Here is a 19,711-nt window from a genome sequence, read left to right on the forward strand (position 1 = left end):
TTTTGAAAACTTAGGCACATGCCTTGGAAGCGTTTGAAATCAGCTTCAAAATAAAGTATAATAAGTATAAGAATTATGGATAGGAAGTAGAGGGAACTTTTATGGCAGTTAAAGATTTTATGACGCGTAAGGTGGTTTATATCAGCCCTAATACAACGATTGCTCATGCGGCAGATATGATGCGTGAGCAGAAACTCCACCGTCTGCCAGTGATTGAGAATGACCAATTAGTGGGACTGGTGACTGAAGGAACAATTGCAGAAGCTAGTCCGTCTAAGGCAACGAGTCTGTCCATTTATGAGATGAACTATCTTCTTAACAAAACAAAAGTTGGTGATGTTATGATTCGTGATGTGGTCACAATCTCTCAGTTTGCCAGTCTGGAAGATGCGACCTATCTGATGTTGAAAAATAAGATTGGTATCTTGCCTGTCGTAGACAATGAGCAACTTTACGGTGTTATTACTGACCGTGATATTTTCAAGGCTTTCTTAGAAGTATCTGGCTATGGTGAAGAGGGAGTCCGTCTGCGCTTTGTCACTGAGAATAAGGTGGGGGTTCTTGAGCAGATAATCCGTCTTCTGGTGGAAGAAAATCTCAACATCTCCAATACCGTCAATATCCCACGCAAGGATGGCAAAGTCGTCATTGAAGTACAGTTAGCTGGTAATATAGATACAGCTCTTCTCAAGAAAAAATTTGAAGAGCATGCGATTGAACTGGCTGAGATTACACATACTTCAGCAAAAGCACTATAAGCGATAAAAAAAGCCTCATCATTGGATGAGGTTTTTAACGTACAATAGGTTGTTTGTTGGCATCTAAAGTGAAGCCTTCGCCCAAGATCTCATGGGCTTCGGTAATAGTTGTAAAGGCAAATGGGTCGACTTGGTTAATAAGTTTCTTCATTTGTTGCATTTCGTTACGGGAAACAACACAGTAGACAATCTGCAAGTCCTGCTTGCTATAGAAGCCTTGCCCCTTGAGGTAGGTCACTCCACGATCCAGCTTGTTATTGATAGCTTCAGCCAGTTCTGCCGGTTTGCTGGTAACGATAAGGAATCCTTTGCCGGCAAAGCCTCCTTCTGCAATCAGGTCAATGACGCGGGAGGTGATAAAGACAAACATCAGAGTGTAAGATACCATACGTAAATCTTTGAAGACTAGGAGAACCAAAGTAATGACTACAAAGTCAACCGTCAGCATGAGTCTGCCCATGGAAATGCTAGTGTATTTATTGAAGATGCGGGCTACAATGTCGGTACCGCCCGTCGTTCCGCCAGCATTGAAGATGATGCCCAGTCCAATCCCCATAACAATCCCCGTTCCAAGACAGGCCAGTAAGACATCGCCGTCCAGAGCTGAGATAAAATAGTCTTGCAGGTGTTTAGAAGCTGGCAGCATTTCAAAAATCTTGAGCCAAGCAGACACAGAGAAAGTCCCTAGAATGCTGAGGTATAGGGTTCTCGAACCCAGTAGCTTCCATGCAATAATAAAGAGAGGAATGTTAATCACTAGGTTGGTCGTCGAGACAGGGATTTTAAATAGATAGTAGGTAATCAAGGTCAGACCCGTTGCTCCGCCCTCATACAAATGAAAGGGAATGACCAAATAATGAATCCCAAAAGAAAAAATTCCAGCCCCAAAAATGATGGCCAGTACGTTTTTTAATTTAAACATAACATCCTCCTAAATCGATTTCCAGAAATTTATTCTGAATATATTTTACCAAAAATCTAGCCTTTATGAAACACTTTGAAAAAATTTTTAAAGTCTTTTTTTATGATGGGCTTTTAGCTTTTTTTTTGGTAAAATAAACAATAGATAAAAAAGAGTGGGATGAAAATAATGAGTTGATGGAGTCGCTCTTATCAGGCTGCTCAGCAATGTGGACGAACTCTGAAAAGTAGCTTATACCAAGCTTTAGAGCAATTCGCATCTGCATTTTCTTATAAAGATTAAGAAATTAGAAGTTAGAGATTAAAGGTAACGATGAAAAATGGTATTTTGATTTCGCTGGAAGGCCCGGAAGGGGCTGGAAAGTCGAGTGTGTTGGAAGCCCTGCTTCCTTTTTTGAAAAATTATGGCACTGGTCTGATTACGACGCGGGAGCCGGGCGGTGTCCAGATTGCGGAGGCTATTCGTGAAGTGATTTTGAAACCTAGTCATACGGCAATGGATGCAAAGACTGAGCTCTTGCTGTACATTGCCAGCCGCCGCCAGCACTTGGCTGAGCGAGTTTTACCAGCTATGGAGCAAGGGAAAATCGTCTTGATGGACCGTTTTATCGATAGTTCGGTGGCCTATCAAGGCTACGGACGTGGTCTTGATGTTGCTGATATTGAGTGGCTCAATCAGTTTGCGACAGACGGACTCAAGCCTGATTTGACCCTTTATTTTGATATTGATGTGGAAGAAGGGTTGGCGCGAATCGCTAGGAGTGAGAGCCGAGAGGTGAATCGGCTTGATCTGGAGGGTTTGGACTTGCATCAGCGGGTTCGGCAGGGCTATTTGGCGATTCTTGATAAAGAGCCCGAGCGCTTCGTCAAGGTGGATGCCAGCCAACCTTTGGATAAGGTAGTGGCTGATAGTTTGGCCATCATTCAGGAACGATTTGGGAATCCGTCATGAAGATAAAAGATTTACAGCAAAGCCAGCCCAGCTTGTTTGAGCAGTTTCAGCATATTTTGGAACAGAGTCGGCTTAGTCACGCCTACTTGTTTACCGGAGCTTTTGGCAGTTTTGAAATGGCTCAAATCCTGTCCCAGAGTCTCTTTTGCGAGAATAAGCAAGGCGTCTGGCCTTGTCAGTCTTGTCGTTCTTGTCGTTTGATTGCAGAGGAAGATTTTTCTGATGTAACTGTGGTGCGACCAGTTAATAACATTATCAAAACAGACCGAGTTCGGGAGCTGGTCCGAAATTTCTCTCAAAGTGGCTTAGAAGGCAGTCGGCAGGCTTTCATTATCTGCGATGCGGATCGGATGCACGTAAATGCAGCCAATTCCTTGCTCAAAGTCATTGAGGAGCCACAGAGCGAGATTTATATCTTTCTCTTGACTGCTGATGAACAGTTGATTCTGCCGACGATTCGAAGTCGGACTCAGGTTTATCATTTCTTGAAAAATACAGCTGCTCTGCAGCACAGTTTGGAACAGGATGGCTTGATTAAAAGTCGAGCGGAGCTACTAGCTGCTTATAGTCAGACTCAGTCAGAAGCGGCTAGCTTGGCTCATAATAATGCCTTTTTTGAATTAGTCAGCGAATGCGAGCGCTTTGTCAAGGATTTTCATACTCGCTCCAGTCAGGCATTTCTGCAGGTTTCGCGTCTGGCAAAGCTGGCTGATGATAAGGAGAAGCAGGAACAGGTCTTCAAGCTCTTGGAAGTGTTATTTTATAAGGACATAGCAACAGAAAGCGGTCGACAGGCCTTGGAGCAGCTTTTGCTGGCTCGGAAGATGTGGCGGGCCAATGTATCTTTTCAAAACGCTTTAGAATATATGACTTTGAAGGGAAAGTAAAAAGAGTCAGCACAGGAGTATAAAATGGATAAAAAAGACTTATTTGACGCCTTGGATAATTTTTCACAGACGCTTTTAGTGACTCTTGCTGAGGTGGAAGCTGTCAAGAAAAATCTCAAGAGTGTGGTAGAGGAAAATATTGCTCTGCATTTGGAAAATGACAAGCTGAGGGAGCGCTTGGGAGAGGTGGAGAAGGAAGCTCCAACCAAGACCAAGAAAAACCGAGATAATCTGCGTAAGCTTTACTATGACGGCTTTCATGTCTGTACGGATTTCTATGGTCAGCGCCGGGAGAATGACGCAGAGTGCATGTTCTGCGATGAATTGTTATTTAGGGAGTAGTGATGCAGGTTCAAAAAAGTTTTAAGGGCGAAACTGCCTATGGCAAGCTTTATCTGGTAGCGACTCCTATCGGAAATCTGGATGATATGAGCATCCGTATGGTCAATACCCTTAAAGAGGTTGATAGGATTGCTGCTGAAGATACGAGAAATACAGGCCTGCTGCTCAAGCATTTTGAGATTGAGACTAAACAGATCAGTTTTCACGAGCACAACGCCAAGGAGAAAATTCCAGTTCTCTTGGGTATGCTTCAAAGTGGAAATGATATAGCCCAGGTTTCGGATGCTGGTCTGCCGAGTATTTCTGATCCTGGACATGATTTGGTTCAGGCAGCGCTAGATGCTGGAATTACTGTAGTGCCAATTCCTGGTCCTAGTGCTGGAATAACAGCCTTGATTGCTAGCGGATTGGCTCCCCAACCGCATATTTTCTATGGCTTTCTGCCTAGAAAGGCTGGCCAGCAGAAGGAATTTTTCACTAGCAAAAAATCCTATCCTGAGACCCAGATTTTCTACGAATCCCCTCACCGGGTTCGGGCTACGCTGGAAAACATGCTGGCAGTTTATGGTGACCGCCAAGTCGTATTGGTGCGCGAGCTGACTAAGATTCATGAAGAGTATCAGCGAGGTTTGATTTCAGACTTGTTGGCCTATACGGCTGAACATCCGCCCAAAGGAGAGTGTCTCTTGATTGTAGCTGGGGCGGCAGAAGATGCTCGACAAGAAATATCTCAAGAGCAGATCCTAACCGAAATTCATCTTTTAGTTGAAGCCGGCAGCAAAAAAAATCAGGCCATCAAGGAAGTGGCCAAAAAATACGGCAGGAACAAGAGCGAGCTCTATGCGGTTTATCATGAAAATAAGGATTGATAGGAACTCAGAAATTTCTCAATACAACCAGTTGTCTCTTTTAGAATTGGAAAAAGCGTAACTCAGCTTTTTAGTAAGACTATTTAATCCTGACTTAAACTCAGGATTTTTTATTATCTGGATTAGACAGTTGGTTTTGCTTATCTATATTTCAACAATGTTCGGGAATTGGCTAAAAAAGTGCTAGATTTCTGAAATAAAATAGATATTTTCTAAACTTTGTGATATGATATACAAAATAAATTTTGGAGGTAGGATATGACGATTTACAATTTTTCTGCTGGACCGGCAGTATTGCCCAAGGAAGTCTTGAAAAAAGCTCAGGCTGAGTTTTTAGACTATGCCCAAAGTGGCATGAGTGTGATGGAGCTGTCCCACCGATCCAAGGAATTTGACGATATTATCAAAGAAGCTGAGAGCTTGCTGCGTGAGCTCATGGATATTCCGGACAATTACCGCGTGCTCTTCTTGCAGGGTGGAGCTTCTACTCAGTTTAGTATGATTCCCCTTAATCTAGCACAAGGCGGCAAGGCCTATTACCTAGTGGCTGGATCTTGGGGAAAGAAAGCTTACACCGAAGCAATCAAGCTGTCTAAGTTCATTCCATTTGAGCCTATTCTTTTGGCTTCATCAGAGGATTTAAATTACACGGAAATTCCTTCTTTTGATGAAAAGGAGATTGATCCGCAGGCGGCTTATGTGCATCTGACAACCAATAATACTATTGAAGGAACGGCTATTTATGATCTGCCAGCGACCAATGGCGTACCGATTGTGGCGGACATGTCTTCTAATATCCTGGCTGCTCAGTACCGAGTAGAGGATTTCGGTTTGATTTATGCTGGGGCTCAGAAGAATATCGGACCTGCTGGCGTGACAGTTGTTATCATCCGAGAAGACCTACTGGATGACGAACCAGTTCTATCTAGCATGTTGGATTACCGCATTCAGGCGGACAATGGCTCTCTTTACAATACACCACCAACTTTTGCCATCTATATGGCCAAACTGGTCTTTGAGTGGGTCAAGGAGCTGGGTGGTGTGGCAGAAATGGAAAAGCGCAACCGTGAAAAATCAGGCCTTTTGTACGACTTCATTGAGCAGTCTGACTTTTATCGCAGTCCAGTCCGTTACAAGGAGCAGCGCTCAGTAGCCAATATTCCCTTTGTATCACCAACTCTAGAGCTGGACGCCAAGTTTAACAAAGAGGCTGCAGCAGCGGGATTCAAGAATATCAAGGGGCACCGCAGCGTAGGCGGCATGAGAGCTAGTCTCTACAATGCCTTTCCGCTCCAAGGTGTCAAGGACTTGATTGCCTTTATGCAGAAATTTGAAGAAGAAAATTTTTAAGAGAGGGAAGCTATGGTCTTTAGTGTCAAAACCTTTAACAACATCAATCAAATCGGGCTCAAGGAGCTGGGCAATGCTTTTCAGATTGACGGAGACAAGTCTGACAATCCGGATGCTTATATCCTACGTAGTCAAAACCTGCATGGACAGGAATTTCCAAGCAAGCTCAAAGCCATTGCGCGGGCAGGTGCAGGAACCAATAATATTCCCGTAGATCAGGCAACGGCTCAGGGAATCGTGGTCTTCAACACTCCAGGAGCTAATGCCAATGCGGTGAAAGAAGCTGTCTTGGCTTCCATTCTCCTGTCCGCGCGTGACTATATCGCAGCTAACAGTTGGGCTAACGGCCTTTCTGGCGACGATGTTCCCAAGCAAGTGGAAGCTGGTAAGAAGCAGTTTGCTGGGACAGAGATTTCAGACAAGACTTTGGGAGTCATTGGTCTGGGAGCTATCGGAGGCCGTATTGCCAACGATGCCTATCGTCTGGGGATGAACGTCCTTGGCTATGATCCTTATGTATCCATTGAAACAGCTTGGAATATCTCTAGCCATGTCAAGCGGGTAGCGGATATTAAGGAAATCTTTGAGAAGAGTGATTATATCACTATCCACGTGCCCCTGACTGAGGATACACGCGCTACTTTTGATCAGGCTGCTTTTGGTCTTATGCAAAAGGGAACAACCCTCATCAACTTTGCCCGTGGAGAGCTGGTGGACAATGCTGCCCTCTTTGAAGCCATAGAAGCTGGTGTAGTCAAACGCTATATCACAGACTTTGGTGTAGAAGAGCTGCTCCGTCATCCGCAGATTACAGTCTTTCCGCATCTGGGCGGCTCGACAGAGGAAGCTGAGCTCAACTGTGCCATTATGGCTGGGAAAACCATTCGCCGTTTCATGGAAACAGGAGAGATTATCAACTCTGTGAATTTCCCTAATGTCCGTCAGGCTCTCTCAGCCCCTTATCGGATTACCCTGATTAACAAAAATGTACCGAATATTGTAGCTCGGATTTCAACAGCAGTCAGTGATTTGAATATCAATATTGATAATATCATCAATCGTTCCAAAGGCGATTATGCCTATACTTTGCTGGATCTGGATGAGTCGGACGAAAGCAAGATTCAGGAGCTGGTTGATAAATTTGAGAATAGCGACAATATTGTGCGCGTGCGTCTGATTAAAAAGTAATCGAAAAATAGAGGTGTTTCTTTATGGAATGCGTCTGTACCAGCCGATGAGTCTTTCACTTGTCGGCTTTTTCTAATGAGTCTCGGCTTGACAAGAAGGAGCTAGCTGGGCTATCATAGGGACGGAGGAAAAACAATGTTACAATTTATCGAATACCCAAAATGCTCTACCTGCCGCAAGGCCAAGGCTGAGCTCATTCAATTAGGAGTGGATTTTGAAGCGGTGGATATTGTCCAAAATACACCTAGCCGGGACCAGCTCCTAGACTGGATTCAGAACTCAGACTTTGAGCTCAAGGCCTTTTTCAATACCAGCGGACTCAAATACCGTGAACTGGGACTAAAAGAACAGGTGCCACATATGACAGCTCAGGAAGCTGCAGATTTATTATCGACAGACGGCATGCTGATTAAACGACCGCTCTTGGTTCGAGATAACCAAATCTTGCAGATTGGCTACCGGAAGGCGTATGGAGAGTTAGGTTTGTAAAGTATTAAGAACAGCTGCATTCTCAATCAAGTTTTTTGGATGCTTCTTCCTTTCATGATATAATAAATCTATCTCAATCTTAGAAAGAAGAATCATGGTTTTATCAAAAAAACGGGCTCGTCATGTCATTGAAGAGATTATCGCTCTCTTCCCTGACGCCAAGCCCAGTCTGGATTTTCGCAATCACTTTGAGCTTTTGGTAGCGGTCATGCTGTCGGCTCAGACGACAGATGCTGCGGTCAATAAGGCGACGCCAGCTCTGTTTGAAGCCTATCCGAGTCCACAGGATATGGCTAAGGCTGGTGAAGCAGACATTGCTAAATACATCTCCCGCCTAGGCCTCTACCGCAACAAGGCCAAGTTTTTGAAGAAATGTGCCCAGCAGCTTTTAGACGACTTTGATGGCCAAGTACCACAAACGCGGGCGGAATTGGAAAGTCTAGCTGGTGTTGGTCGCAAGACAGCCAATGTAGTCATGAGTGTGGGCTTTGGTATTCCAGCCTTTGCTGTCGATACCCATGTGGAGCGCATCTGCAAGCACCATGATATCGTAAAAAAGTCGGCAACGCCGCTAGAGGTAGAAAAGCGAGTTATGGATGTCCTTCCACCGGAACGTTGGTTGCCTGCTCATCAGGCCATGATTTACTTTGGCCGAGCCATCTGTCACCCTAAAAATCCCGAGTGCGATCACTATCCGCAACTCTATAACTTTAAAGACATTTAAAAAGCGAGGTCTGATGACTTCGCTTTTATTTGATAGGGAAGAAAGTAAGTAAGATCCAGTAAAATAGCAGAGCAATAGCGCCAATTCCAAGGCTAAATAGAACAGGAAGGATAATGTTTTGGTAAGGAGCCTTGCCCCTTTCCTCAGCTTCTTCAATCTCGCTCAGGCTGCGTCCTTGATCATAGGCGACAATCTGTCGATAGGTACGAAGATTATGCTTTTTCTTGAATTTCTCAATGCGTAGGGCGTAGAACATCGCGATAGCAAAAATCAAGCAACTAATAGCGATGCCGTACCAATCCAAATAAAGAATTAGGGGAATGCTGATGATAGGACTGCCAATTAGCAGTAAGCTAAAGACCACTTCATCTTTTTGATAGCGCATAAATTCTTGGTCGTGAATAATTTGTTTCATGGTTTCCAAATCTCCTTTGACTAGTTTGTCCAATGACACTTCAAAGACCTTGCTCAGTAAGAGCAGATTTTGAATATCAGGATAGGTTGCGCCGCGTTCCCAGTTGGAAATGGATTGACGGCTGACAAAGATTATTTCAGCTAAATCGTCTTGAGATAAATTTTTCTCTTTACGATAGTGCTGGATTTGTTTTCCGACTTGCATAAGATTTCCTCGCTTTCTGATTTTATTCTACTCAATTATACAAAAAATGACTATCAAAATTCTTTGACATGTTGATTTCATGGGATTTAGCAAAGGTTTTTGCCACTGGATTTACAGGTCTGTCAATTCATGTTTACCTACTGAAAAAGAGGCTAGCAGCCTCCTTTTCTTATTCACTAAATCTTAAAAAATAACCATCTGGATCCAAAATCGCAAATTCATGGGGATAAATAAAGCTATCTCCTACTCGAAATTCTCTTTTTGTCAGAGGACGATGGATAGGATAGTCAGCTTCCAGCAGTTTTTGGTGGAGCTGAGGGACATCCTCGATGCCAAAGGAAATATTGACACCGCGTCCGAAAGGATAGGTCAGTTGGGCTAATTCTTCTGCGCTGCCTTCTTCTAACATGAGTTGGCAGTCTTCAAGCGAGAGGAAGAGAAATTTCTCTTCTGGACGCTCGTATTCGACAGAGAATCCCAGTAAGTCGCAGTAAAAATGGCGTGACTTTTCGATGTTGGATACCACAAATTCGGGGATGACAGCCTGATAGTCCATCGCTTTTCTCCTTAAAGTTCAATCTCCATGACAATGGGTGTGTGGTCTTGGCGCGCACCAGAGTCAATCATTTCAGACTTGGTTACCTTGTCAGCCACACGGTTGCTGGTCAGCCAGTAGTCGATTCTCCAGCCGGTGTTGTTAATCTTAGAAGTCTTGCTGCGCTGTGCCCACCAAGTGTATTGGTTAGGGATATCGCCGTGCAAGTGGCGGAAGGTATCGGTAAAGCCTTTAGCCAGCAGGTTGGTGAAGCCAGCACGCTCTTCGTCAGTAAAGCCTGGTGAACGGCGGTTGCTAGCTGGATTGGCCAAGTCGATTTCTTTGTGGGCCACATTGTAGTCGCCAGTAGCGAGGACTGGTTTTTGTTCATCTAGTTTTGCCAAGTATTCAGCGTATTTGGCATCCCAGACTTGACGGTCATCCAAGCGTTTGAGGCCATCGCCAGCATTAGGCGTATAAACTTGAGTGACAAAGAAACCGTCAAATTCCAGCGTAATGATGCGGCCTTCGACATCCATGGTTGACGGAGCGCCGATTTCTGGGAAGATTACGGTCGGCGTCAGTTCTTTTTTGTAGAGGAACATGGTTCCTGCATAGCCTTTGCGGGCCGGCTCTTGGGAGGAGCGCCAAGTGTTTTCATAGTCTGGGAAAAGATTTGTCAAGATTTCCACGTGTTTTTTTGTCGGGCCAGACGCAGACAGTTTTGTTTCCTGAATGGCGATAATATCAGCATTTTCAGCTTGCAAGGTTTGAAGGACAGCCTGAGAGAGCTGAGCGCGGGCAGAATCACTGGTTAATGCGGCGTTGAGAGAATCAATATTCCAAGAGATGAGTTTCATAAGGGTACCTTTTCTAGACTTATTTTTTTCTATTTTACCAAAAAAAGGCTAAGCAGGCGAGTTTTGGGCCTGTCATTTTCTTTGTTACCATAGGAATGGAATGACTTTTGTAGTGACTTGATTTTTGTATTCTTGATAGCCTTCTAGATTCTTTTCTAAGAAAGCCTCTTTTTCTTCTTTTATGCGCTGGTTGATAATAGGAAGATAACGAAGCATGACAAGGAAAGCTAAAAGTGAACCTAAAATGAGCGGAATGCTCAGAAACAGGCCAAAGCTTGCTAGATACATAGGATGTCTGACGATTCCGTAAAGCTGAGTTGAAATGACGTTTTGCTAGTCTTGAACATCAATAATTCTAAATAAATGGTTATTTTCTCACAGAACCTCAGCATAGAGGAGATAGGATGCTAGAAAAATGAAACTTGCACACCATGTGATTTGGCTGAGGACTTGAAATCAAGAGAAACGATAGTCTAAACCAGCTAAGATAAAGGTAGCAAGAAAGAGTAAAGAACTCAAAAAAATGATTTGCTTTTGTTACTTTTCTTTCTCTTTCATTTCCAGTCTTTTTCTGAGGAGGTCAGTTTTATAAAGGAACAGAAGGATTCCAATCAAGAGCATTGGTAGAAAGACCAATCCCAAGAGAAGCCAGCCCTTCCAAAAGTCTAAACTTCCTGCTGGTATAAAAATGAGCAAAATCAAAAACATAAGACTAGACAGGTATTTTAGAATAGCTTGGTTAATAAGATGTGTTTTTATTTTTAGCCCTCTTTTTCTTCATTATATTAAAAATCTGTGTAAAAATTCACTAGAAGAGCATCAAATACAAAAATTTATTTGTAAAAATTAGCTAGAAAGACTCGTATCATATATATTTAATAGCAATGAAGTTGTCGAATAGCAGTAATTCAAAAGATTTATAGATAAAAAGGACGTCGAAAGGCGTGACTTCCCATAAATTATTGTAAAAAAGTTCGTCGAGAGACTGGCTAAAGACGGATACACCGATATTTCTAATATCTTCATCGCTGAGTATGAAAGTGGTAATTTGAATGTTGTGACTTATTAGACCTAGAATATTTTCTAGGTTTTTTAATTGATTTTATTGTTAATGAATGTCTTTTCGCAAACCTAACAAAATATGATATAATGAAGTGCTATTAAAAAAGGTTTCATTAGCCTTGAAAGGATTAAAAAATGACTGAAAAACAATCGTTTTATATTACGACTCCCATTTATTACCCATCTGGTAAGCTCCATATCGGCTCTGCCTATACGACCATTGCTTGTGATGTTCTGGCTCGCTACAAGCGTCTCATGGGCTACGATGTTTTCTATCTGACTGGTCTTGACGAGCATGGACAGAAGATTCAGACCAAGGCAGAGGAGGCAGGAATTAGTCCTCAAGCTTATGTCGATGGTATGGCAGTTGGGGTCAAGGAACTCTGGAAGTTGTTGGACATTTCTTATGATAAATTTATCCGGACGACCGATGACTACCATGAAAAGGTTGTAGCCGATGTCTTTGAACGTCTCTTAGCTCAAGATGATATCTACTTGGGTGAATATTCAGGCTGGTATTCTGTATCTGATGAGGAATTCTTCACAGAAAGCCAGCTGGCAGAAGTCTTCCGTGATGAAAATGGAAAGGTAACAGGCGGAATCGCACCATCTGGCCATGAAGTGGAGTGGGTATCAGAAGAGTCTTACTTCCTCCGTCTCAGCAAGTATCAAGACCACTTGGTAGAATTTTTCAAATCTCATCCTGACTTCATCACTCCAGATGGTCGTCTTAATGAAATGTTGCGTAACTTTATTGAGCCAGGTTTGGAAGACCTAGCCGTATCTCGGACAACCTTTACCTGGGGTGTGCCAGTCCCATCTAATCCAAAACACGTTGTCTACGTTTGGTTTGATGCCCTGCTTAACTATGTGACAGCTCTCGGCTTTGATCAAGACGAACACGCTAACTTTGACAAGTTCTGGAACGGAACTGTATTCCACATGGTCGGAAAAGATATTCTTCGTTTCCATTCTATCTACTGGCCAATTCTTCTTATGATGTTGGATATCAAATTACCAGAACGTTTGATTGGTCATGGGTGGTTTGTTATGAAAGACGGCAAGATGTCTAAGTCTAAAGGGAACGTTGTCTATCCTGAAATGTTGATAGAGCGTTTTGGACTAGATCCCCTTCGTTATTACCTCATGCGTAGCCTTCCAGTTGGTTCAGACGGAACCTTTACTCCTGAAGATTATGTAGGTCGTATCAACTACGAGTTGGCCAATGACCTTGGAAACCTCCTCAACCGTACGGTTTCTATGATTAATAAGTATTTTGATGGTCAAGTGCCAACTTATGAAGAAAATGTGACAGACTTTGATGGAGCGCTGGCTCAGGTGGCAGCTGAATCCATTGCTGACTACTACAAACACATGGACGCAGTGGACTACCCACGCGCCCTAGAAGCAGTCTGGACGCTCATCTCACGCACCAATAAATATATCGATGAAACAGCTCCTTGGGTTCTGGCTAAGGATGAAGCCAAGGTCAAAGAACTGGCAGCAGTTATGAGCCACTTGGCAGCCAGTCTTCGTGTTGTGGCACACATGATTAAGCCTTTCATGATGGAAACGAGTAAGGCTGTCCTCAGTCAACTTGGCTTGCCTCAAGCTCCTTCTCTGGAAAATCTAGCAATTGACCAGCTTCCAGGAGGCTTGATAGTTGTAGAGAAAGGGACACCAATCTTCCCTCGTCTGGATATGGAAGAAGAAATTGCCTATATCAAGGAACAAATGGAAGGCAACAAACCTGAGGTTGAAAAAGAATGGAATCCAGAAGAAGTCGAGCTCAAACTTAACCGCAAGGAAATCAAGTTTGACGACTTCGATAAGGTGGAAATCCGTGTCGCAGAAGTCAAAGAGGTGTCTAAAGTTGAAGGCTCGGATAAGCTTCTTCAGTTCCGCTTGGATGCAGGAGACGGTGAGGACCGCCAAATCCTCTCTGGTATTGCTAAATACTATCCAAACGAGCAAGAACTGGTCGGTAAGAAAGTCCAAATCGTAGCTAATCTCAAACCACGTAAGATGATGAAAAAATATGTTAGCCAAGGGATGATTCTATCAGCCGAGCACGGCAACCAACTTACTCTCCTTACTGTGGACGAAAAGGTCCCAAATGGAAGTTTGATTGGCTAGCAATCTTTGATCTAATGAGAATCCCCTAGCAGGAGGCTGCTGGGGGATATTTGATGTAATATTTTCTTTGAAACCGCTTGACAAAAGCTATATATATTTATATAATTTTTATTGAAAAAGTTTTAGGAGTTATATTATGAAAATAGTAAAAATTGCATCACTTGTTTTGTTGTTGCTTTTAATTGTCATTCTCTTTCCGCTGAATCCTTATTTAGCAGCTTTTCTAGCTATTATTAGCCTTGGAACAGCATTTTTGATTCGGAGGAAGTAGTATAATGAAAATAGTTAAGGATTTCATAAAAAAAATTTTGGGGGCTAAGATTTACGTCTGGATTGTGGTAGCCATTCTCGCTATCTTTTTTGTTGTTGCGAAAACTTATAATATCATTGGATTTCTCCAAGGGAAAAACGCTTCAGATGAGCGAAGCCAAATCTATACGCAAATCACTCGCTTAGAGAAAGCTAGCGAACTTGTTTTTTTAAATGTTGGAATTCAAAAAGTTGAAACGATTGAGAAAGACAAGAAGATACCTGGCACTAATATTAAAATTCCGTTATCTGTTAAGAAAGCTATTATTATTTTTAACTACACTGCAAAACTTGGTATTAAAAAAGCAATAAAGATTGAGAAAATAGCTGAGCATGAATATGAATTGACTATTCCAAAGTATGAAGTTATTGGAATAAATAAATCAAAAGAGCAATATAAATTATATAGTACAAGTGGGGAATTGCTAAGTGGGGCGACAGAGAATATTGATACAGCTGAGTATTATGCTAAAGCAACAAGTGATAAGGAACAAGAAGTATATCTTGAGCAATATAAGGAACTTATCACACAATCAGCAGAAGACTATTATACAAATATCGTGACTAGTATTGACCCAGAGGCTAAAGTGACCTTTAAAAATATGAATAAATAGTAATCATAACTTTTTGAATATTGTTACCAAATATATCGTTCTATCTACTGGCGAAAGCACCTTGCACATCATTGCGAGGCGCTTTTTTATGTCCCATACCATATTGCAAACCCTCAATTTTGTTTAAAACAAACAAAAAATATGGAAAAAAACAGAAAAATGAGTTATAATAAACAAAACCAATGTGTAGAGAGGCTAAAGTATGGGAAAAAATCAGAGACAAGACGAAATAGTTAAGCTGGTTGATCGAGCGGGAACGGTGACGGTTGCGGATATTGTGGAGACTATGAAGGTATCTGATATGACGGTTCGGCGGGACTTGATTGAGCTGGAAAGTAAAGGGTTGCTGACTCGTGTTCACGGTGGGGCTAAAAGTAATCAGCACCTCAAGTACAGGGAAATCCCTCATGAAGAGAAGCTTTATCAGAATATCGAGGCAAAGCGGACTGTTGCCAAGAAGGCTGTGGAGCTGATTGAAGATGGCGATACTATTTTTCTTGGACCGGGGACTTCTGTAGAAGTGCTGGCTGAGGAAATCACCAATCAGCATCTGCGCGTGATTACAAATTGTCTGCCGATTTTTCACGATCTTCTGAAGAAGAAGTCGGATACCTTCAAAGTCTTTCTTCTAGGCGGAGAAATGCGGGAAGCGACTCAAGCCTTTGTCGGCGAGATGACCAATGCCATCATGGATAAGATGTACTTTACTAAGATGTTTTTCAGTGGTAATGGTATCAAAAACGGGCAGATTATGACCTCTTCCTTTGAAGAGGCCTATACTCAGAAGCTAGCTTTGGAGCGCTCGACAGAGACATATCTACTGATTGATTCTTCTAAGATTGGCAAGGAAGATTTTACCTCTATCTGTCCTTTGTCGGAGATTACAGCTGTTATCACAGATCAGATGTCGGAAAATGCTCAGGAAGAACTGGAAGTCTATACCAAGATTATTTCCTAGATTATTTTAAATGAATGAAAAAATCAGAAAGCTCTTTTTAGGGCTTTTTTGTTTATTTTAATCACATTTAAAAATATTTTGATTAAAATAAACAAAAAATGTTGACAAATAGCTTTTAAAGGAGTATAGTATGCTTATAGGAAACAGAAAGTGTTTTTTATAAACAATATTCTGTGCAAAAAATCAAACAAAGGAGAATGCTCATGGCAATTATTATTGGAGCAGATGCTGCTGGAAGCAAGCTGAAAGATGTGGTCAAGGATTTTCTTGTCGGAGAAAACTTTGAAGTGGTCGATGTGACGAAAGAAGGTCAGGATTTTGTTGATGTGACCCTTGCAGTTGCAGCAGAGGTGAATAAGCAAGAGGAAAATCTTGGTATTGTCATTGACGCTTATGGTGCTGGTCCATTTATGGTAGCGACCAAAATCAAAGGCATGGTCGCAGCGGAAGTTTCAGACGAACGCTCTGCCTACATGACTCGCGGCCATAACAACTCTCGCATGATTACAATGGGAGCTGAAATCGTTGGAGAAGGTTTGGCTAAGAATATTGCCAAAGGCTTTGTCAATGGGAAATACGACGGCGGCCGCCACCAAATCCGGGTCGATATGCTCAACAAGATGTGCTAAGAAAAGGAGAAATCAAATGAAAATTGCAATTGGATGTGACCATATCGTTACCAATGAAAAAATGGCAGTCTCAGATTTTCTAAAATCAAAAGGCTATGAAGTTCTTGATTTTGGTACTTATGACCATACACGTACTCACTACCCAATCTTTGGTAAAAAAGTAGGGGAGGCAGTCGTTAGTGGACAAGCTGATCTTGGTGTTTGTATCTGTGGTACAGGTGTTGGCATTAACAACGCTGTAAATAAAGTTCCTGGCATCCGCTCAGCTCTGGTGCGCGATATGACCTCGGCTCTCTATGCTAAGGAAGAGCTCAACGCCAACGTTATCGGTTTTGGCGGAAAAATCACTGGTGAGCTCCTTATGTGTGACATCATCGAAGCTTTCATTCATGCGGAGTACAAGCCAACCGAAGAAAACAAGAAGTTGATTGCTAAGATTGAGCACGTTGAAAGTCATAATGCTCATCAAGCAGATGCTAACTTCTTTACAGAATTTCTTGAAAAATGGGATCGTGGAGAGTACCACGACTAGTGAGGTAGCCAGATGATTCTTACAGTGACCATGAATCCTTCTATCGATATTTCCTATCCTTTAGAAGAATTGAAAATAGATACTGTTAATCGTGTTGCGGAAGTCAGTAAGACAGCAGGTGGCAAGGGGCTCAACGTAACCAGGGTCTTGGCGGAAATTGGAGACAATGTCGCTGCGACGGGACTGATTGGTGGGACTAACGGAGAGTTCTTATTACAAAACCTCCATCCTAATGTTAGACAATTCTTTTATAATATTTCGGGAGATACGAGAAATTGCATTGCTGTCTTACACGAAGGCAAGCAAACAGAAATCCTGGAAGCCGGTCCGACTATTACAGCGGATGAGGCGAGGGATTTCCAAGAACACTTCCGGTCTTTGATGGCTGAGGCAGATGTTGTCAGTATCTCGGGCAGTCTGCCAGCAGGCCTGCCGAAAGACTACTATATTCAGCTGATTGAAATGGCTAACCAAGCTGGCAATAAGGTGGTGCTGGATTGCTCTGGAGCAGCTCTGGAAGCTGTACTCAAATCAGATGTCAAACCAACTGCCATCAAACCTAATAACGAAGAACTTTCTCAGTTATTGGGTCGCGAAGTTTCCAAAGATTTGGATGAGTTAAAAGCTGTCCTTTCAGAATCGCTATTTGAAGGAATCGAGTGGATCATCGTATCTCTTGGTGCAGACGGAGCTTTTGCCAAACACTGGGACACTTTCTATAAAGTGGATATTCCTAAAATCCAAGTGGTCAATCCAGTTGGCTCTGGCGACTCAACTGTTGCAGGAATTTCTTCGGCCTTGAGTCATCAAGCAGATGATGTTTCTCTGCTCAAAAAAGCTAACGTTCTCGGCATGCTCAATGCCCAAGAAAAAATGACCGGTCATGTCAATGTTGAAAACTATGACGGCCTATATAATCAAATTACAGTAAAAGAGGTATAAAGAATGGTATTAACAGAACAAAAACGCAAGTACATGGAAAAACTTTCTGATGAGAATGGCATCATTTCTGCTTTGGCATTTGACCAACGTGGCGCTTTGAAACGTCTCATGGCTCAACACCAGGAAGCAGAACCAACAGTAGCTCAAATGGAAGAACTGAAAGTTTTGGTCGCAGAAGAGCTAACTCCTTATGCTTCATCTATGTTGCTGGATCCTGAGTACGGACTTCCTGCTACTAAGGCTTTGGACAAGAATGCTGGCTTGCTATTGGCCTATGAAAAGACAGGCTACGATACTTCTAGCACCAAGCGCCTGCCAGACTGTCTGGATGTTTGGTCAGCAAAACGTATCAAAGAACAAGGTGCGGATGCGGTGAAATTCCTCCTTTACTATGATGTAGATAGCTCTGAAGAACTCAACCAACAAAAGCAGGCTTATATCGAGCGTGTGGGCTCAGAGTGTGTGGCAGAAGATATTCCTTTCTTCCTTGAAATCTTGGCTTACGATGAAAAGATTGCGGATGCTTCCAGCGCTGAATACGCGAAAGTGAAACCTCACAAGGTTATCGGTGCCATGAAGGTCTTCTCAGATCCACGTTTCAACATTGATGTCTTGAAAGTAGAAGTTCCAGTCAACGTTAAATACGTTGAAGGCTTTGGCGATGGTGAAGTGGTGCATACTAAAGAACAAGCTGCAGCTTTCTTCAAGGAACAGGATGAGGCGACTAACCTGCCATACATCTACTTGAGTGCGGGTGTATCAGCGAAGCTTTTCCAAGAAACACTTGTGTTTGCTCATGAGTCAGGTGCTAACTTCAACGGCGTTCTTTGCGGACGGGCGACTTGGGCTGGCAGTGTCAAAGACTACATTGAGCAAGGTGAAGAAGCAGCTCGCAAGTGGCTTCGTACAACAGGATTTGAAAATATTGATGAGCTCAACAAGGTTCTTCAAAAAACAGCTACCTCTTGGAAAGAAAGAGTCTAAAATTTATTGAAAAATAAATAAAGTAAGGGTTTACATTCTGAGACTGATATGCTATAATGAAATCAGAAATTGAATAGGGTGAGCGTTACTAAGTTGGATTAGGCGTGACCGCAAATAAATTGAGGGAAGATATAGCCTCGGTTTGTTTGTGGTCTTTTTCTTTTGCCAGAACCCTAGAAAATGAAGAGGAGGAGATATGTATCGAATCATACATCCTATGAACAACAATGTTGCTCTAGCCAAACATGAAAATGGTGAAGAGGTTGTTCTGATTGGCAGTGGCATAGCTTTTAATAAAAAGAAGGGTGACATCGTTCTGGAAAGTAAGATTGAGAAAATCTTTCGCCTAAGAACGGAAGAGTCTAAAGAAAACTTTGTGGCCTTGCTCAAAGATGTTCCACTGGACTTTATCACAGTGACCTATGATGTGATTGATACCCTTTCTAAGAAGTATGATTATCCTGTTCAGGAGTATATCTATGTCACGCTGACAGATCACATCTACTGTTCTTATCAGGCTGTGCAGCAGGGGCGGTACAAGGAGAGTGACCTGCCGGATGCTTCGGACAAATACCCTGTCCCTTATCAGATTGCTCAGGAAGCAGTAGCGATATACCGCAAGCGGTTGTTGGATCATTTCCCTAGCGACGAGGTCAATCGCATTGCCTATCACTTTATCAATGCTGAAGGGGAGACCAATCCTGAGGGGCAAAGTCACTTGGGCAGGCGAAAAGATATTCTGGCTGCAGTTGAGGCAGAGCTGAAGAAAAATGGCATTAAAAGAAGTGCAGAAAACAGCAACTTTTATGACCGTTTTATGATTCACCTGAACTACTTTTTGGACTATCTGGACAGAAGCCGTGATGACAATGTTTCCCTGCTGGAAATGGAAAGTCAGATCCAAATGACCTACCCTCAAGCCTATAAGGTCGGAAGTGATATTTACCACATCATTGCCCAGAAGACGGGAATTGATCTCTACCGCAGCGAACGGGTCTACCTGGTGCTGCATATTCAACGCCTTTTATAATAGAAAATAATAATAATAATT

General features: G+C 42.6%; 23 protein-coding genes and 1 pseudogene. 19 read left to right on the plus strand and 5 right to left on the minus strand.

The annotated features are described in order from the left end of the window. Nucleotides 1-101: 101 nt before the first annotated feature. A complete protein-coding gene (locus MK370_RS06190) occupies nt 102-758 on the plus strand; it encodes a CBS domain-containing protein (RefSeq protein ID WP_002905931.1) in 657 nt (218 codons plus the stop codon). Between the two features lie 34 nt (nt 759-792). Here MK370_RS06190 and MK370_RS06195 read toward each other — a convergent pair whose 3' ends face one another. Continuing rightward, nucleotides 793-1,680, minus strand: a complete 888-nt coding sequence (locus tag MK370_RS06195; protein WP_268684591.1) for a YitT family protein — start codon at nt 1,678-1,680, stop codon at nt 793-795. 312 nt (nt 1,681-1,992) lie between these two features. Here MK370_RS06195 and tmk point away from each other — a divergent pair, with 312 nt between their 5' ends. From tmk to nth, 8 genes are all read left to right on the plus strand, one after another. Next, nucleotides 1,993-2,631: a dTMP kinase gene (gene tmk / locus MK370_RS06200; protein WP_268684592.1), complete on the plus strand. Its 639-nt coding sequence runs from the start codon at nt 1,993-1,995 to the stop codon at nt 2,629-2,631. After that, nucleotides 2,628-3,518: a DNA polymerase III subunit delta' gene (locus MK370_RS06205; protein ID WP_268684593.1), complete on the plus strand. Its 891-nt coding sequence runs from the start codon at nt 2,628-2,630 to the stop codon at nt 3,516-3,518. Before tmk ends, MK370_RS06205 begins: the two co-directional genes overlap by 4 nt. A gap of 24 nt (nt 3,519-3,542) precedes the next feature. Continuing rightward, a complete protein-coding gene (gene yabA, locus MK370_RS06210; RefSeq protein WP_268684594.1) occupies nt 3,543-3,860 on the plus strand; it encodes a DNA replication initiation control protein YabA in 318 nt (105 codons plus the stop codon). A gap of 2 nt (nt 3,861-3,862) precedes the next feature. After that, nucleotides 3,863-4,729: a 16S rRNA (cytidine(1402)-2'-O)-methyltransferase gene (gene rsmI / locus MK370_RS06215; protein ID WP_268684595.1), complete on the plus strand. Its 867-nt coding sequence runs from the start codon at nt 3,863-3,865 to the stop codon at nt 4,727-4,729. A gap of 258 nt (nt 4,730-4,987) precedes the next feature. Then, complete coding sequence (gene serC / locus MK370_RS06220; protein ID WP_268684596.1) at nt 4,988-6,079, plus strand: 3-phosphoserine/phosphohydroxythreonine transaminase; 1,092 nt, start codon at nt 4,988-4,990, stop codon at nt 6,077-6,079. 12 nt (nt 6,080-6,091) lie between these two features. Further along, on the plus strand, nt 6,092-7,267 hold the full coding sequence (locus MK370_RS06225; protein WP_268684597.1) for a 3-phosphoglycerate dehydrogenase family protein: 1,176 nt from the start codon (nt 6,092-6,094) through the stop codon (nt 7,265-7,267). 135 nt (nt 7,268-7,402) lie between these two features. After that, complete coding sequence (locus MK370_RS06230; protein WP_268684598.1) at nt 7,403-7,756, plus strand: arsenate reductase family protein; 354 nt, start codon at nt 7,403-7,405, stop codon at nt 7,754-7,756. A 94-nt stretch (nt 7,757-7,850) separates the two neighbouring features. Beyond that, nucleotides 7,851-8,480 carry an endonuclease III gene (nth, locus tag MK370_RS06235; RefSeq protein ID WP_002923643.1) on the plus strand — a complete coding sequence of 210 codons (630 nt, stop codon included), beginning with the start codon at nt 7,851-7,853 and terminating at the stop codon, nt 8,478-8,480. Between the two features lie 25 nt (nt 8,481-8,505). On the opposite strand, the gene MK370_RS06240 is transcribed toward nth, so the two are convergent. From MK370_RS06240 to MK370_RS11340, 4 genes are all read right to left on the minus strand, one after another. Beyond that, nucleotides 8,506-9,099, minus strand: coding sequence for a helix-turn-helix domain-containing protein (locus tag MK370_RS06240; RefSeq protein WP_268684599.1), 594 nt, complete (start codon nt 9,097-9,099; stop codon nt 8,506-8,508). Between the two features lie 169 nt (nt 9,100-9,268). Beyond that, nucleotides 9,269-9,655 carry a bleomycin resistance protein gene (locus tag MK370_RS06245; RefSeq protein WP_003073479.1) on the minus strand — a complete coding sequence of 129 codons (387 nt, stop codon included), beginning with the start codon at nt 9,653-9,655 and terminating at the stop codon, nt 9,269-9,271. Nucleotides 9,656-9,666: 11 nt separating this feature from the next. Beyond that, entirely contained in the window at nt 9,667-10,494 is an 828-nt protein-coding gene (locus MK370_RS06250; RefSeq protein WP_268684600.1) for an exodeoxyribonuclease III, read from the minus strand. Nucleotides 10,495-10,578: 84 nt separating this feature from the next. Further along, nucleotides 10,579-10,818 carry a methyltransferase family protein gene (locus MK370_RS11340; RefSeq protein WP_419152996.1) on the minus strand — a complete coding sequence of 80 codons (240 nt, stop codon included), beginning with the start codon at nt 10,816-10,818 and terminating at the stop codon, nt 10,579-10,581. Nucleotides 10,819-11,470: 652 nt separating this feature from the next. Between MK370_RS11340 and MK370_RS06255 the strand changes: the two are divergent. From MK370_RS06255 to MK370_RS06300, 10 genes and pseudogenes are all read left to right on the plus strand, one after another. Beyond that, nucleotides 11,471-11,563: pseudogene (locus MK370_RS06255) on the plus strand (DUF421 domain-containing protein); the annotation flags it as partial. Between the two features lie 128 nt (nt 11,564-11,691). After that, nucleotides 11,692-13,692 (plus strand): methionine--tRNA ligase, encoded by a 2,001-nt coding sequence (gene metG, locus MK370_RS06260; protein WP_268684601.1) that lies wholly within the window; start codon nt 11,692-11,694, stop codon nt 13,690-13,692. Between the two features lie 136 nt (nt 13,693-13,828). After that, a complete protein-coding gene (locus MK370_RS06265; RefSeq protein ID WP_002903218.1) occupies nt 13,829-13,963 on the plus strand; it encodes a hypothetical protein in 135 nt (44 codons plus the stop codon). Between the two features lie 4 nt (nt 13,964-13,967). After that, the gene (locus MK370_RS06270) at nt 13,968-14,615 is read left to right on the plus strand and encodes a DUF4230 domain-containing protein (RefSeq protein WP_268684602.1); all 648 of its coding nucleotides are present in this window, start codon (nt 13,968-13,970) and stop codon (nt 14,613-14,615) included. Between the two features lie 202 nt (nt 14,616-14,817). Then, complete coding sequence (locus MK370_RS06275) at nt 14,818-15,573, plus strand: DeoR/GlpR family DNA-binding transcription regulator (RefSeq protein ID WP_268684603.1); 756 nt, start codon at nt 14,818-14,820, stop codon at nt 15,571-15,573. Nucleotides 15,574-15,776: 203 nt separating this feature from the next. Then, nucleotides 15,777-16,202 carry a galactose-6-phosphate isomerase subunit LacA gene (lacA, locus tag MK370_RS06280; protein ID WP_009659075.1) on the plus strand — a complete coding sequence of 142 codons (426 nt, stop codon included), beginning with the start codon at nt 15,777-15,779 and terminating at the stop codon, nt 16,200-16,202. 16 nt (nt 16,203-16,218) lie between these two features. Further along, a complete protein-coding gene (gene lacB, locus MK370_RS06285; RefSeq protein ID WP_268684604.1) occupies nt 16,219-16,734 on the plus strand; it encodes a galactose-6-phosphate isomerase subunit LacB in 516 nt (171 codons plus the stop codon). 12 nt (nt 16,735-16,746) lie between these two features. Beyond that, nucleotides 16,747-17,676, plus strand: coding sequence for a tagatose-6-phosphate kinase (locus MK370_RS06290; protein WP_268684605.1), 930 nt, complete (start codon nt 16,747-16,749; stop codon nt 17,674-17,676). Nucleotides 17,677-17,679: 3 nt separating this feature from the next. Then, nucleotides 17,680-18,660 carry a tagatose-bisphosphate aldolase gene (gene lacD / locus MK370_RS06295; protein ID WP_002905075.1) on the plus strand — a complete coding sequence of 327 codons (981 nt, stop codon included), beginning with the start codon at nt 17,680-17,682 and terminating at the stop codon, nt 18,658-18,660. A 196-nt stretch (nt 18,661-18,856) separates the two neighbouring features. Next, nucleotides 18,857-19,690 carry a PRD domain-containing protein gene (locus tag MK370_RS06300; protein ID WP_268684606.1) on the plus strand — a complete coding sequence of 278 codons (834 nt, stop codon included), beginning with the start codon at nt 18,857-18,859 and terminating at the stop codon, nt 19,688-19,690. Nucleotides 19,691-19,711: the final 21 nt, after the last annotated feature.

This window comes from Streptococcus sanguinis (assembly GCF_026781265.1).
Taxonomy (GTDB): domain Bacteria; phylum Bacillota; class Bacilli; order Lactobacillales; family Streptococcaceae; genus Streptococcus; species Streptococcus sanguinis_T.

What these genes read in the sequence shown, in the direction of transcription:
- MK370_RS06190 (WP_002905931.1), top strand. Translation starts at nt 102, where the DNA reads ATGGCAGTTAAAGATTTTATGACGCGTAAGGTGGTTTATATCAGCCCT.
- MK370_RS06195 (WP_268684591.1), bottom strand. Translation starts at nt 1,680, where the DNA reads ATGTTTAAATTAAAAAACGTACTGGCCATCATTTTTGGGGCTGGAATT.
- tmk (WP_268684592.1), top strand. Translation starts at nt 1,993, where the DNA reads ATGAAAAATGGTATTTTGATTTCGCTGGAAGGCCCGGAAGGGGCTGGA.
- MK370_RS06205 (WP_268684593.1), top strand. Translation starts at nt 2,628, where the DNA reads ATGAAGATAAAAGATTTACAGCAAAGCCAGCCCAGCTTGTTTGAGCAG.
- yabA (WP_268684594.1), top strand. Translation starts at nt 3,543, where the DNA reads ATGGATAAAAAAGACTTATTTGACGCCTTGGATAATTTTTCACAGACG.
- rsmI (WP_268684595.1), top strand. Translation starts at nt 3,863, where the DNA reads ATGCAGGTTCAAAAAAGTTTTAAGGGCGAAACTGCCTATGGCAAGCTT.
- serC (WP_268684596.1), top strand. Translation starts at nt 4,988, where the DNA reads ATGACGATTTACAATTTTTCTGCTGGACCGGCAGTATTGCCCAAGGAA.
- MK370_RS06225 (WP_268684597.1), top strand. Translation starts at nt 6,092, where the DNA reads ATGGTCTTTAGTGTCAAAACCTTTAACAACATCAATCAAATCGGGCTC.
- MK370_RS06230 (WP_268684598.1), top strand. Translation starts at nt 7,403, where the DNA reads ATGTTACAATTTATCGAATACCCAAAATGCTCTACCTGCCGCAAGGCC.
- nth (WP_002923643.1), top strand. Translation starts at nt 7,851, where the DNA reads ATGGTTTTATCAAAAAAACGGGCTCGTCATGTCATTGAAGAGATTATC.
- MK370_RS06240 (WP_268684599.1), bottom strand. Translation starts at nt 9,099, where the DNA reads ATGCAAGTCGGAAAACAAATCCAGCACTATCGTAAAGAGAAAAATTTA.
- MK370_RS06245 (WP_003073479.1), bottom strand. Translation starts at nt 9,655, where the DNA reads ATGGACTATCAGGCTGTCATCCCCGAATTTGTGGTATCCAACATCGAA.
- MK370_RS06250 (WP_268684600.1), bottom strand. Translation starts at nt 10,494, where the DNA reads ATGAAACTCATCTCTTGGAATATTGATTCTCTCAACGCCGCATTAACC.
- metG (WP_268684601.1), top strand. Translation starts at nt 11,692, where the DNA reads ATGACTGAAAAACAATCGTTTTATATTACGACTCCCATTTATTACCCA.
- MK370_RS06265 (WP_002903218.1), top strand. Translation starts at nt 13,829, where the DNA reads ATGAAAATAGTAAAAATTGCATCACTTGTTTTGTTGTTGCTTTTAATT.
- MK370_RS06270 (WP_268684602.1), top strand. Translation starts at nt 13,968, where the DNA reads ATGAAAATAGTTAAGGATTTCATAAAAAAAATTTTGGGGGCTAAGATT.
- MK370_RS06275 (WP_268684603.1), top strand. Translation starts at nt 14,818, where the DNA reads ATGGGAAAAAATCAGAGACAAGACGAAATAGTTAAGCTGGTTGATCGA.
- lacA (WP_009659075.1), top strand. Translation starts at nt 15,777, where the DNA reads ATGGCAATTATTATTGGAGCAGATGCTGCTGGAAGCAAGCTGAAAGAT.
- lacB (WP_268684604.1), top strand. Translation starts at nt 16,219, where the DNA reads ATGAAAATTGCAATTGGATGTGACCATATCGTTACCAATGAAAAAATG.
- MK370_RS06290 (WP_268684605.1), top strand. Translation starts at nt 16,747, where the DNA reads ATGATTCTTACAGTGACCATGAATCCTTCTATCGATATTTCCTATCCT.
- lacD (WP_002905075.1), top strand. Translation starts at nt 17,680, where the DNA reads ATGGTATTAACAGAACAAAAACGCAAGTACATGGAAAAACTTTCTGAT.
- MK370_RS06300 (WP_268684606.1), top strand. Translation starts at nt 18,857, where the DNA reads ATGTATCGAATCATACATCCTATGAACAACAATGTTGCTCTAGCCAAA.